Origin of the sequence: Brevundimonas sp. 374 (genome assembly GCF_900102995.1) — a bacterium.
Classification (GTDB): Bacteria; Pseudomonadota; Alphaproteobacteria; order Caulobacterales; family Caulobacteraceae; genus Brevundimonas; species Brevundimonas vesicularis_C.
The window spans coordinates 344,792-356,839 of the sequence record NZ_FNKT01000001.1 but is presented as its reverse complement, the minus strand read 5'-3'; the positions used below and the strand labels follow the sequence as shown (position 1 = coordinate 356,839).

Below are 12,048 nucleotides of genomic sequence, written 5' to 3'. Positions count from 1 at the left end.
GACGACCCCTGTCATCCCTGCTAACCCAGCCTCACCATGACCGAACACGCCTTCAAATCCGACTTCCTGCGCACGCTTCAGGCGCGCGGCTACATCCATCAGATCACCCACCCCGTCGAACTGGACGAGGCGGCCGCCGCGGGCGTGGTGCCGGGCTATATCGGCTTCGACGCCACCGCCCCGTCGCTTCACGTCGGCAGCCTGATCCAGATCATGATGCTGCGCCGGCTTCAGCAGGCGGGCGGCAAGCCCATCGTCCTGATGGGCGGCGGCACGACCAAGGTCGGCGACCCCACCGGCAAGGATGCGTCGCGTCCGCAACTGACCGAAGAGACGATCCAGTCGAACATCGACACCATCAAGACGGTCTTCGCCAAGTTCCTGACGTTTGGCGACGGACCGACCGATGCGGTCATGGTCAACAATGACGACTGGCTGTCCGGCTACGGCTACATCCAGTTCCTGAGGGATTTCGGCACCCACTTCACCGTCAACCGGATGCTGAGCTTCGACTCGGTCAAGCTGCGCCTGGAGCGCGAGCAGCCCATGACCTTCCTTGAGTTCAACTACATGCTGATGCAGTCGGTGGACTTCCTGGAGCTCAACCGCAGCCATAAGGTCACCCTGCAAATGGGCGGTTCGGACCAGTGGGGCAACATCACCTCGGGCGTGGATCTGGTGCGCCGCGTGGATCAGAAGGCCGCCTTCGGCCTGACCACGCCGCTGCTGACCACGGCGTCGGGCGGCAAGATGGGCAAGACCGCTCAGGGCGCCGTCTGGCTGAACGCCGAACAACTCAGCCCCTACGACTACTGGCAGTTCTGGCGTAACGCCGAAGACGCCGACGTCGGCCGCTTCATGCGCCTGTTCACCGACCTGAGCCTGGAACAGATCGCGCAATACGAAGCGCTGGAAGGCGCGGCGATCAACGACGCCAAGAAGGCCCTCGCCGATGCGGCGACCACCCTGCTGCATGGCGCGGACGAGGCTGCAAAGGCGCGCGCCGCCGCCGAAAGCAACTTCGAAAAAGGCCAGCTGTCCGCCGACCTGCCGACCGTCGAACTGCCGTCGGCCGAGGTCTACGGCGCCATGATCGCCGCCGTCGTCACCAAGGCCGGCCTGACCGCCTCCAACGGCGAAGCCCGCCGTCTGGCTCAAAACGGAGGCCTGCGCCTGAACGACGCCTCGGTGTCCGACGGGGCCCAACTGCTGACCGAAGCCGACCTGAAGGACGGCGTCATCAAACTCGCGGCCGGCAAGAAAAAGATCGTTCTGGTGAGGCCCGTCTGATGTCCGCCGCCGAAGGCCAAAACGCGCCCGCCCTCGACCTGCCCACGGACGGCGGCGGCCGCGTCACCCTCGCCGCCCTCAAGGGCAGGCCCGCCGTCGTCTATTTCTATCCCAAGGACGACACGACCGGCTGCACGCGTGAGGCTCAGGACTTCACCGCCCTGGCGCCCGACTTCGCCGCTCTGGGCGTTCCGGTCATCGGCGTGTCCAAGGACACGGTGAAGAAGCACGACCGGTTCAAGGCCAAATACGATCTCGCCGTCACCCTGGCCTCCGACGAGGACGGCGCCGCATGCGAGGCCTGGGGCGTCTGGGTGCAGAAAAAGCTTTATGGCCGCGAATATATGGGCATCGAGCGGGCCACCTTCCTGATCGACGCCGAGGGCCGCGTCGCCAAGGCCTGGCGCAATGTGAAGGTCGCCGACCACGCCGCCGCCGTGCTGGAGGCCGCCAGGGCCCTGTGATCAGCGAGCGCCGTTCGGAAGCGATGCTTGACCTTGGCCCCTCCTGCACGGCCTAGTGGGCGTCGGGGCTAATAGGGGCTTGGCCGGCCTTGGCTGGCAGATGCGGAGCGCACCATGTTCACCAAGAGCAAATCCTACGACAGCGGATCGAACGGCCTGGGCATCCCCCCGGCGCCCGAACCGACCACGCCCACGCCGACGGCTGCGAGCACGCCATCTCTGCCCGCCACGACGCCTGCGCCGCGCGCGCCCGAACCGGCCCGTCCGGCGGCCCGGTCGAGCAACTTGTCGACCCTGTCGGCCGGCGTGAAATACGAAGGCAACATCTCCGGCGCCGGCGAGCTTCAGGTCGACGGCTCGCTGAAGGGCGACGTCCGCGTCTCGCGCGTCGTGATCGGCGAAGGCGGCTCGGTCGAGGGCACGGTCCATGCCGACGTCCTTGACGTGCGCGGCCGCGTCTCGGGCGCCATCGTCGCCAAACAGGTCAAGCTGCACGCCACCGCCCGCGTCGAGGGCGACATCACGCAAGAGCAACTCGCCATCGACCAGGGCGCCTGGTTCCAGGGCCGCTGCAATCAGGCCAAGCGCGACACCCCCGGCGCCGCCATGCTGGAAGCCCCCGCGCCGAAGGCTGACAAGGCCGACAAGACCGCCGCCTGACCGCGTCGAGTGCGAACGGGCTCAAGTCGTCCGCAAGGCCGGTAGGCTAAACAAAAAAGGGCGGCTCCAGAGAGCCGCCCTTTTCCGTCATTCCACGCTCGATCCGCGGGTCTCGCCGACCCGCTGGGCCAGGGCCGCACCCATGAAGGCGTCCAGGTCGCCGTCCAGAACCCCCTGGGTGTCCGAGGTCTCGACCTCGGTCCGCAGGTCCTTCACCATCTGATAGGGCTGCAGGACGTAGGAGCGGATCTGGTGGCCCCACCCGATGTCGGTCTTGGCGTCGGCCAGCGCCTGAGCCGCCGCCTCACGCTTCTGCAGTTCCAGCTCGTACAGGCGCGCGCGCAGCATCTTCCAGGCCATCTCGCGGTTCTGGTGCTGCGACCGGCCGGCCTGGCAGGCCACGACGGTGTTGGTCGGGGTGTGCGTCAGGCGCACGGCTGAGTCGGTCTTGTTGATGTGCTGACCGCCGGCGCCCGAGGCGCGATAGGTGTCGGTGCGCACGTCCGAGGGGTTGATGTCGATCTCGATCGCGTCGTCCACGACCGGCGACACCCCGATGGAGGCGAAGCTGGTGTGGCGCTTGGCCGCCGCGTCATAGGGGCTGATGCGGACCAGGCGGTGCACGCCCGATTCCGACTTCAGCCAGCCATAGGCGTTGGGCCCTTCGATCAGGATGGTGGCCGACTTGACCCCCGCCTGCTCGCCCTCTTCGTGCGCTTCGATCGTGACCTCGTAGCCGTGCGCCTTGGCCCAGCGGGAGTACATGCGCAGCAGCATGCCGGCCCAGTCGTTCGACTCGGTGCCGCCGGCGCCGGAGTTCACTTCCAGATAGGCGTCGTTGCCATCAGCCTCGCCGGACAACAGGGCTTCCAGCTCGGCGCGGGCGGCGCGTTCCTTGATGCCGCGCAGCGACGCACGAGCGTCTTCCAGCGCGTCCTCGTCGCCTTCCTCGTCCGCCATCTCGGCCAGCATCACCCCGTCTTCGAGGTCCTGCTCCATCGCCTTGACGGTGTTGATCTTGCCTTCCAACTGCGAGCGTTCGCGGCTGACGGCCTGGGCCTCGTCGGGCTTGTCCCAAAGCGTCGGATCTTCGACGCGCGCATTCAGCTCATCGAGCTTTCTTAGAGCGACATCCCAGTCAAAGACGCCTCCTGAGCAGAGCGACGCTCTGCTCGATGTCGGCCTTCATGGCCTCGACATCCGGTCTCATCGCAATCTCCAGCGACACAACGCCCCCAAGCAGCGCGGCCCGCAGGCCACGCAACAGGGCAGGATTAATGGAAAACGGCGCGCCACGAGGACGCGCCGTTCGAAAGCCCTACCTAGAGCTTCAGTACAATCCGCTCAAGTCCTCGGCCGGCGCCTTCTTGGGCGGCGGCGGCGCGGTGGGCGCGGGCGACGAGGCGGGCGCGCCGCTGGCGGCCTCCTGCTCGCGGCGGATCACCTCATAGTAGTTCTGCGGTCCGACAGGCTGGGCCGGGCCGGTCGGGCGCGGTGGCGGGGCCTGGCGTTCGGTGCCAGGGCGGAAGGCCTCCTCGATGCCGTTGACGGTGCGGAAGATGGCGTTCTTGGGCCGCACGAACGGGCGAGCCGGCCTTTCCTTCAAGGCGGTCTGCATGAACTCCGTGAAGACCGGCACGGCGGCCGAGGCGCCGGCTTCTCCGGATCCCAGAGAGCGGTTGTCATCAAAGCCGATGAAGACGCCGACCACGATGTCGGTGGTGAAGCCCACGAACCAGGCCGAGCGATATTCGTTGGTCGTGCCGGTCTTGCCCGCGACCCAGGGCCCCAGGCCGCGCGCGCTGGCCGCGGTGCCCCGCTGAACGACGCCTTCCAGCATGGAGCTCATTTGGTAGGCGGTGATGGGGTCGATTACCTGCGTTCCGCGCTGCTGCAGGCGCGGCGACTCCTGGCCCGAGAAGCCGCGTCCGCATTCGCGGCAGCTGCGGTTGTCGGCGCGGAAGATGGTCTCGCCGTCGCGGTCCTGAACATAGTCGATCAGATAGGGCGTCACCCGCCGCCCGCCGTTGGCGAAGGCGGAATAGGCGGCCGTGATCTCAAGCGGCGTGACCTCGCCAGCGCCCAGCGACACCGACAGGTTCGGCGTCATGCCCGGCAGACCCATCTTGGCCGACTGATCCACGATCTTCTTCATGCCGACCGACTGGGCCAGCCGCACCGTCATGACGTTGCGCGACAGTTCCAGCCCTCGCCGCAGCGTCTGAGGGCCATAGTATTGCCGACTGTAATTCTCGGGCGTCCAGCGCGTGCCGTTGGGACCGCCGGCGAAGCTGATCGGCGCATCCAGCACGATCGAGGCGGGGGTGAAGTCGCCCTCCAGCGCCGTCGCATAGACGAACGGTTTGAAGGCCGAACCGGGTTGGCGGCGCGCCTGGGTCGCCCGGTTGAAGCTGGACAGCGCATAGGAATAGCCGCCGACCATCGCCAGCACGCGGCCGGACTGCGGCTCGATGGCGACCAGCGCGCCGTTGACGCGCGGCACCTGCTTCAGGGCGAATTGGCCGCCCTGCGGCTCCACGAAGATCAGTTCGCCGCGTTTCAGCTGACGATTGGCGTTGGCCCAGGCCGCGTCCGACGCCAGCAGCGTGCCGGACTTGTCGTCACGGGCGGTGCGGATGCGGACCGTGTTGCCGCTGACGCTTTCGATGGCGGCGGCCTGCCAGCTGCGGCGCTCGGGCGGCGCCTGTTCCTTCAGCGCGACCGCCTGCCAGCCGTCGGCGAAGTCGGTCGTGCCCCACCCGCCGCGCCAGCCGTGACGACGGTCATAATTCTCAAGCCCCTGCATCAGGGCCCGGCGCGCCGCCGTCTGCAGCGTCGGGTCCAGGGTGGTGCGCATATAGAAGCCGCCGGCGCGCAGCTGCTCGCCGAACTGCGGGTTGGCGGCGGCCTGGCGCCGCGCCTCCTCGACGAAGAAGTCGGCGTCCTTGTAATCCGACCGTTGCGGCGCATCGCGCGTGACCAGAGGCTTGGCGCGGGCCTGGACCAGTTGCTCAGACGTCAGCCACCCGCTCTGCTCCATCTCGCCCAGTACCCAGTCACGACGGCCCTTGGCCGCGCCGGGGTGACGCTTGGGGTGATAGTTGTTCGGTCCCTTGGGCAGGGACGCCAGGAAGGCGGCTTCGTCAGGCGTCAGCTGCGCCAGCGACTTGCCGAAATAGTTGTAGGCCGCCGAAGCGATGCCGAACGAGCGATAGCCCAGGAAGATCTCGTTCAGATACAGTTCGAGGATCTGCTCCTTGGATAGGGTCGCCTCCAGGCGATTGGCCAGGATGGCTTCTTTCAGCTTGCGGTTCAGGCTGGATTCGTTGGTCAGCAGGACATTCTTGGCCACCTGCTGGGTGATGGTCGAACCGCCTTCCAATCGACGTCCCGACGCCAGGTTGAAGACGTTCTTCAGCGACGCGCGGCCGATGCCGCCCACGTCGATGCCGCCATGCTGGAAGAAGTTGCGATCTTCAGCCGCCAGGAAGGCGTGGATCACCGGCTGAGGAATCTGGTCGTAGGAGACATAAATCCGGCGCTCATCCGAAAACTCGCCGATCAGGGTGCCGTCGCCAGCATAGACGCGCGTCGCGGTCGGCGGGCGATAGTCCGCCAGCTCCGACGCATCGGGCAGGTCGTGGAACAGCCACGCCGCATAGACGGCCACGACCAACCCCGCCAGGGCGATGCCGCCCAGCAGAACCATGCCCGCCCACACGAACCAGCGTTCGGCAATCTTCACTGCGTACTCCGACGACGCGCCCCAGCAGGTGCTTTAGCCCGCGTCGCCCGCCGATGGCTAGACCTTGATCGGCTGGGGAGGAATCGCTCCGCGATTCCGCTGAAGCCGTGAATCAAGGTCTCGCTTGAACCTGGAGCCTGATTCACCGCTACGTCGAAGCGCGAGGCGCTTCAACTCAAGCGGATCAGGCTCTAGCCGCGATGCAACGCCCCCTTCCCGTCCGCCGTTAAGCTCCCATCTCAAGCATCCCAACCCAAGGAGCCTGCCATGGAAGTTCTGTATCGCGCCCAATCGACGGCATCGGGCGGAGGCCGTGAGGACGGCCGATCCGCCACCGATGACGGCAAGATCGACGTCAAACTGTCGACGCCGAGAGAGATGGGCGGCAAGGGCGGCGACGGCACAAATCCTGAGCAGTTGTTCGCCACCGGATACGCCGCCTGCTACCTCGGCGCGCTGCGTCTGGTCAGCGGCAAGGCCGGCACGCCCGTGGGCCCCGACACCAAGGTCACTGCCGGTGTCGGTTTCGGCAAGAACAGCAAGGGTGAAGGCTTCAACCTCGACGTGGACCTGACCGTCACCGACCACGGTCTGGACCAGGCCGTCATCGACGACCTGATCGAAAAGGCGCACCAGGTCTGCCCCTACTCCAACGCCACCCGCAACAACGTCGATGTTCGCCTGAGCGCGAAATAACCGACCCCAAGGGCCGCGCGCGTGTTGAGCCGCGCGCGCGGCGCCTCTAGATGAGGTCCATGACCTCCCCGCTCGACGCCTCCCCCGATCCCCTGCTGACGCTCGAACCGCATCGCCGCGTGACCCTGCGCGAAGCCTTCGGTGTGGACAGCGACATGACCGTGCCCGCCTTCGACGAGCGCGACAGCCATGTTCCCGAGATCGACGAGGCCTATCGCTTCGATCCCCAGACGACGATCGCCATCTGCGCCGGCTTCGCCTTCGACCGCCGCGTGATGGTTCAGGGCTATCACGGCACCGGCAAATCTACCCACATCGAACAGGTCGCCGCCCGCCTGAACTGGCCGCTGGTTCGCGTGAACCTGGACAGCCACGTCAGCCGGATCGACCTGATCGGCAAGGACGCCATCGTCCTGAAGGACAGCAAGCAGATCACCGAGTTCCGCGAGGGCATCCTGCCCTGGTCGCTGCAACGCCCCATCGCCCTGGTCTTCGACGAATACGACGCCGGCCGGCCCGACGTGATGTTCGTGATCCAGCGCGTGCTGGAGGCCCAGGGTCGCCTGACCCTGCTGGACCAGAACCGCGTCATCCGCCCGAACCGCTATTTCCGCCTGTTCGCCACGACCAACACCATCGGCCTGGGCGACACCACGGGCCTGTATCACGGCGCGCAGCAGATCAATCAGGCCCAGCTGGATCGCTGGAACATCGTCACCACGCTGAACTATCTCGATCACGACGTGGAGGCCGAGATCGTCGCCGCCAAGGTGCCCGAGTGGAAGGACGCCGAGGGCCGCCGCCGCATCGCCGCCATGGTCCGCGTCGCCGACATGACCCGCAACGCCTTCATGAACGGCGACATCTCGACAGTCATGTCGCCCCGCACCGTCATCACCTGGGCCCAGAACGCCCAGATCTTCAACGACGACCTGGGCCTCAGCTTCCGCCTGACCTTCCTGAACAAGTGCGACGAGCTGGAACGCCCGACCATCGCTGAGTTCTACCAGCGCGCCTTCGGCGAGGACCTGCCCGAGGCGGCGACGCGGGTGAAGGTGGGATAAGCCAATGTTTCTGGCGGCGATTTCTATCGTGATCATGGCTAGCCAGGCTTCGGCTACGGAGACCACTCGTCCGCCCCGACCATCGGACGAGGCCATCCTTCAGACAGTCTTCGAAAAGCGACCTTCCGCAGTCATCCTTGAGCACACTGCCCGTGACGTTCGAAACGGCGGACGGGTTATTTGTGGTCTTGTGCAGCATGCGGACACGATCGAGCCATTTGCGGCCTACACGATCTGGGAAGAGCCCAGCTCCATTCGGATCATCGAAAACGGTCGCCCCGTGCCGGTCCCGCCGGCGCAATGGAAGTCAAATACGTTCACGCCCGTCGAAACGGCCAGTGTCACTGGGGAAGCCGATCGCCGAAAGCGTAATGCAAACGCCTACCAGCGGGGCCTTACGCTGAGCGTATGCCGTGATTTGGCGGCGCCGGCCGGAGCACGCTGGGCGACCACGCAGGAGCCCCACCCCGATCCCGATCGTCAGCGACTTATCGAACAAAGGGCCCGAGCGACGACAGATATGCTTTTCCGCGGGCGTCAGGAAGCAAGCCCAGACCGGCCGAACTGAGGTTTTGAATCTTCTCGGGCTTGCATCACCATGTCGAGCTGTTGGAGAAGTTAGCCCCGCCCCTCTTCCCCGCCGATGAAGGCGCCGGCGATCCAGCTCACAACACCGGTCACGATGGCCGCGCCGATGCCGGCCCACAGGCCGTCGACACGGAAGCCGTCCAGGAACACTGACGTCAGCCCGATCATGGCGGCGTTCACGACCAGCAGGAACAGTCCCAGGGTCACCACGGTGATCGGGAAAGTCAGCACAACCAGGATCGGCCGCACAAAGGCGTTGACCAGACCCAGGATGATGGCGGCCGCGATCAGCGACCCGGTGCTGGTGAAATCCACGCCCGGCACGATCCGGGCGGACAACCACAGGCCCGCCATGGTGACCAGCGCTTGGATGATGAAACGGATCATGACGGCCCTCGTGACGTTCAAGCGTGACCATAATGCACGACGTTGACGAAGGCTCCCCCTTTGCGGACGGCGCTGCTATCGAAGGTCCGAACCGCACGGAGACCGCCCATGAGCCTGCACGGCGACTATGACCCGAACAACATCTTCGCCAAGATCCTGCGCGGCGACATTCCGTCGGTGAAGGTGTGGGAGGACGACCACGTCCTGGCGTTCATGGACGTGTTTCCCCAGTCCGAAGGCCACGTGCTGATCATCGCCAAACAGTCCCAGGCGCGTAATCTGCTGGAGATCGAGCCCGAGGTGCTGGCCCGCGTGACCGCCGCCCTGCAACGCACGGCCAAGGCGATCGAGAAAGCGCTGAAGCCCGAAGGCCTGTCGATCCTGCAGTTCAACGGCGAGGCGGGCGGCCAGACGGTCTTCCATCTGCATTTCCACATCGTGCCGCGTTGGGCCGATCGCCAGATGAAGGGTCACGGCCATGCGCCGATGGCGGATACGGCGACCTTACGGGCGCTGGCCGACCGAATCGCGGCCGAACTGGACTAGGTGACGCGGCGCTTTTCCAGCTTTCGCGCCAGGGTGCGGCGGTGCATGCCCAGCCGCCGCGCCGCCTCCGAGATGTTGAAGTCGGTCTCCACCAGCGTCTCGTGGATCCGCTCCCATTCCAGCGTCTTGATCGAGGTCGGGCGCGTGCCCAGGGGCGTCTCGGCGTCGCCGTCGGCCCGGCCGAAGGCGGCTTCGATGTCATCGGTGCTGGCGGGCTTGGCCAGATAGTGCCGGGCGCCCAGCTTGATCGCCTCCACCGCCGTGGCGATGCTGGCGAAGCCGGTCAGGACGACGATGTTCATCTCGGGATCGAAAGCGTGAAGAGCCTCGACGCAGGTCAGGCCGGAATGCCCGCCCAGCTTCAGATCGACGACCGCATAGCCGGGGCGATGCGTCTTCAGCACCTCGGTCATCTGGTCGGGACTGGCGGCGCTGACGACCGTATAGCCACGCCGTTCGAACGAGCGTCGCAGGGTGGTCGAGAACGATTCGTCGTCCTCGACGATCAGCAGCAATCTGGCGTCATCGGTCATGCGCGATCTCGTCCGTCGGAGCCAACGCCGAAAGCGGCAGGGTCAGACGCACTTCTGCGCCGCCCGCCGGGGGATTGGAGGCTTCTACCCGACCGCCAAGCGACCGGATCACATTCATAAGCAGAAAGAGCCCGAGACCCGCGCCGGGCCTGGGCTTGGTGGAATTGTAGGGCTTGCCCCACGCCTGAAGGATCGCCGGCGGAAAGCCTGGTCCGTCGTCGCGGACCGCGATGCCGAAATCTTGGTCCGTGCGCGTCGTGGTCACGGTGATGCGGCTCGCTCCGGCCTCGACCGCATTGTCGAATAGCACGCCCAGCACCTGACGCAGGGCGGGGTCGGCGATGATTGACGGGTTCTGGGCCAGCTCGTCGCGGATCTGCACCGCGACACCGTCGCCGCTCCAGCTGGCCACCACATCGGCGACGAAAGCCCGCAGGGTCGTGCGCTCAGGCGCCTGTCCCCTCGCCTCGCCGGCCGACATCAGGATACCGGTGACGATGGCCTTGCAGCGTTCGACCTCGGCCCGCATCACCGTCATGTCCTGGGCCAGGTCGGCGTCCTGGGTCAGGGCCGGCATCCGCTTCCAGTCGCTGAGGATCACCGACAGCGAAGCCAGCGGCGTTCCCAGCTCATGGGCCGCGCCCGACGCCAGCAGGCCCATGCGGACGATATGATCATGTTCGGCCGTCTGCTGGCGCAGGGCGGCCATGGAGGCGTCGCGCTCGCGCAGGTTCTGGCTGATCCGGGTGACGAACAGCACCAGCAGCACGGCCATCAGCACGAAACAGATCAAACTGCCCTGAAGGTAGAGGCTGAGCAGCGAGTCCTCGCGCGCCGGCGGCAGGTTCAGCGGGCGGGAATGCAGGCCCAGCCCGGCGAAACACAGGCTGGTGATGGCGATCAGCGCCCAGGCATAGACCGGCGCCAAAAGCACCGCTCCCAAGACGACTTGCAGCAGGTACAGCGCCACGAACGGATTGGCCGCGCCCCCGGTCAGAAACAGCAGCCAGGTCAGCGCCGCCACATCCGCCAAGAGGGCGATCATCAGCGCCTGGTCCTCGACCTCCTGCCGGCGCACGGTCAAAGGCGCGCTGACCAGATTGACCAGCACCAGACCCGCCGGCGCCGCCAACAGCCACAGCACCGGCAGCGGGATCCGCATCACATATTGGACCAGCAGGATCGTCGCCACCTGTCCGGCGACCGCCAACCACCGCAGCTGGATCAGCAGAAGCATGTTGCGGCGGTTGGCGCCGCCGTGGGTCGCGACCCCGCCTCTGAGCCCCAGGCCCAGCAGCCTCTGTACAGTTGTCGTCGTCACGACCTGTTGCGCCTGCGGTCGCGCAGGAACAGCCAAAGACCGACCAGGGTCAGCAGCGCCATGCCGAACCAGGTCAAGGCATAGACCAGATGGCTGTTGGCGAAGCGGATCACCGTCAGCCCTCCGCGCGGCCATCCGCCTGGGTTCGGGCTGGCGTCCGCATCAATGAAATAAGGCGCGACAGTCGACAGGCCGCGCCGCGCAGCGATCGCCGCGACGTCACGAGAGCGCCAGCGATCACCGGCGGGATCATTGGCGCGCAGGAAGCCGCCCTTGGGCTCGGTGATCCGGAGCAGTCCCGTCACACTCTGCGGCCCGCCGACCTGACCATCGGCGCGGACGGCCGGATCGCGTCGGCCTGCGGGCACAAAGCCGCGATTGATCAGGACGGTGAAGCCCCGGTCGTCAAGCAGGGGCGTCATGACCCAGAAGCCGCCGCCGGCGTCGGTCACCGCCTGAACCAGGGTTTCCTTGTCGTGCAGGAATCGACCCTGAACCGTGACGCGGCGGTACTGATCCTTGTCGCGCGTCACGCCGGCCCATTGGGTCGGGCCAGGCGCTGGAACGGCGGCCGCGTGGACGCGCGCATCGACCTGGGCGATCAGATTGGTCTTCCAGGCCAGGCGCTGAACCTGCCACCCGCCCAGCGCCAGAAAGCCGACGAACAACGCCAGGCCCGCGACCACGACAGCCATGCGGAAGGATCGCGAACGTCTGGCCTTGCCGCCGGCCGGGACTGAGGACGGGTCCGTGA

Annotated in this window: 12 protein-coding genes; 6 read left to right on the top strand and 6 right to left on the bottom strand. The window is 66.5% G+C overall.

The genetic code is table 11. The features are described 5' to 3' along the window. Positions 1-36 precede the first annotated feature (36 nt). The 3 genes from tyrS (at position 37) to BLR19_RS01670 (ending at position 2,414) form a co-directional block, all read left to right on the top strand. Positions 37-1,290 carry a tyrosine--tRNA ligase gene (gene tyrS, locus BLR19_RS01680; protein WP_091746466.1) on the top strand — a complete coding sequence of 418 codons (1,254 nt, stop codon included), beginning with the start codon at positions 37-39 and terminating at the stop codon, positions 1,288-1,290. Then, the gene (locus BLR19_RS01675) at positions 1,290-1,754 is read left to right on the top strand and encodes a peroxiredoxin (protein ID WP_091746464.1); all 465 of its coding nucleotides are present in this window, start codon (positions 1,290-1,292) and stop codon (positions 1,752-1,754) included. Before tyrS ends, BLR19_RS01675 begins: the two co-directional genes overlap by 1 nt. Before the next feature lie 114 nt (positions 1,755-1,868). Next, positions 1,869-2,414: a bactofilin family protein gene (locus tag BLR19_RS01670; RefSeq protein WP_082465003.1), complete on the top strand. Its 546-nt coding sequence runs from the start codon at positions 1,869-1,871 to the stop codon at positions 2,412-2,414. 87 nt (positions 2,415-2,501) lie between these two features. Here BLR19_RS01670 and prfB read toward each other — a convergent pair. Both prfB and BLR19_RS01660 read right to left on the bottom strand, forming a co-directional pair. After that, positions 2,502-3,624 (bottom strand): peptide chain release factor 2 gene (prfB, locus tag BLR19_RS01665; protein WP_143007321.1). Its coding sequence is split into 2 segments (ribosomal slippage): positions 2,502-3,554 and positions 3,556-3,624, totalling 1,122 coding nucleotides; the frame shifts between segments, so codons are not numbered across the junction. A gap of 120 nt (positions 3,625-3,744) precedes the next feature. Continuing rightward, positions 3,745-6,159: a penicillin-binding protein 1A gene (locus BLR19_RS01660; RefSeq protein WP_091746462.1), complete on the bottom strand. Its 2,415-nt coding sequence runs from the start codon at positions 6,157-6,159 to the stop codon at positions 3,745-3,747. 267 nt (positions 6,160-6,426) lie between these two features. On the opposite strand from BLR19_RS01660, the gene BLR19_RS01655 reads away from it, so the two are divergent. Both BLR19_RS01655 and cobS read left to right on the top strand, forming a co-directional pair. Next, a complete protein-coding gene (locus BLR19_RS01655) occupies positions 6,427-6,855 on the top strand; it encodes an organic hydroperoxide resistance protein (protein ID WP_091746459.1) in 429 nt (142 codons plus the stop codon). A 59-nt stretch (positions 6,856-6,914) separates the two neighbouring features. Next, positions 6,915-7,919, top strand: a complete 1,005-nt coding sequence (gene cobS / locus BLR19_RS01650) for a cobaltochelatase subunit CobS (protein ID WP_017504030.1) — start codon at positions 6,915-6,917, stop codon at positions 7,917-7,919. 618 nt (positions 7,920-8,537) lie between these two features. Here cobS and BLR19_RS01645 read toward each other — a convergent pair. Next, a complete protein-coding gene (locus BLR19_RS01645) occupies positions 8,538-8,894 on the bottom strand; it encodes a phage holin family protein (protein ID WP_091746456.1) in 357 nt (118 codons plus the stop codon). A gap of 108 nt (positions 8,895-9,002) precedes the next feature. Between BLR19_RS01645 and BLR19_RS01640 the strand changes: the two genes are divergently transcribed. Next, on the top strand, positions 9,003-9,440 hold the full coding sequence (locus tag BLR19_RS01640) for an HIT family protein (protein ID WP_091746452.1): 438 nt from the start codon (positions 9,003-9,005) through the stop codon (positions 9,438-9,440). Here BLR19_RS01640 and BLR19_RS01635 read toward each other — a convergent pair. Genes BLR19_RS01635 through BLR19_RS01625 form a run of 3 tightly spaced genes read right to left on the bottom strand, consistent with a single transcriptional unit; the run spans position 9,437 to position 11,989 of the window. Then, entirely contained in the window at positions 9,437-9,973 is a 537-nt protein-coding gene (locus BLR19_RS01635) for a response regulator transcription factor (protein ID WP_091746448.1), read from the bottom strand. The two genes, BLR19_RS01640 and BLR19_RS01635, sit on opposite strands and share 4 nt — an antisense overlap. Beyond that, the gene (locus tag BLR19_RS01630) at positions 9,963-11,294 is read right to left on the bottom strand and encodes an ATP-binding protein (RefSeq protein WP_091746445.1); all 1,332 of its coding nucleotides are present in this window, start codon (positions 11,292-11,294) and stop codon (positions 9,963-9,965) included. Before BLR19_RS01630 ends, BLR19_RS01635 begins: the two co-directional genes overlap by 11 nt. Then, a complete protein-coding gene (locus tag BLR19_RS01625; RefSeq protein ID WP_091746440.1) occupies positions 11,291-11,989 on the bottom strand; it encodes an SURF1 family protein in 699 nt (232 codons plus the stop codon). The genes BLR19_RS01630 and BLR19_RS01625 overlap by 4 nt, the downstream gene beginning before the upstream one ends. Positions 11,990-12,048 lie beyond the last annotated feature (59 nt).

Excerpts from the sequence above, each read along its gene's own strand:
- cobS (WP_017504030.1), top strand. The coding sequence starts at position 6,915 with ATGACCTCCCCGCTCGACGCCTCCCCCGATCCCCTGCTGACGCTCGAA.
- BLR19_RS01655 (WP_091746459.1), top strand. The coding sequence starts at position 6,427 with ATGGAAGTTCTGTATCGCGCCCAATCGACGGCATCGGGCGGAGGCCGT.
- BLR19_RS01640 (WP_091746452.1), top strand. The coding sequence starts at position 9,003 with ATGAGCCTGCACGGCGACTATGACCCGAACAACATCTTCGCCAAGATC.
- BLR19_RS01635 (WP_091746448.1), bottom strand. The coding sequence starts at position 9,973 with ATGACCGATGACGCCAGATTGCTGCTGATCGTCGAGGACGACGAATCG.
- BLR19_RS01625 (WP_091746440.1), bottom strand. The coding sequence starts at position 11,989 with ATGGCTGTCGTGGTCGCGGGCCTGGCGTTGTTCGTCGGCTTTCTGGCG.
- tyrS (WP_091746466.1), top strand. The coding sequence starts at position 37 with ATGACCGAACACGCCTTCAAATCCGACTTCCTGCGCACGCTTCAGGCG.
- BLR19_RS01645 (WP_091746456.1), bottom strand. The coding sequence starts at position 8,894 with ATGATCCGTTTCATCATCCAAGCGCTGGTCACCATGGCGGGCCTGTGG.
- BLR19_RS01675 (WP_091746464.1), top strand. The coding sequence starts at position 1,290 with ATGTCCGCCGCCGAAGGCCAAAACGCGCCCGCCCTCGACCTGCCCACG.
- BLR19_RS01670 (WP_082465003.1), top strand. The coding sequence starts at position 1,869 with ATGTTCACCAAGAGCAAATCCTACGACAGCGGATCGAACGGCCTGGGC.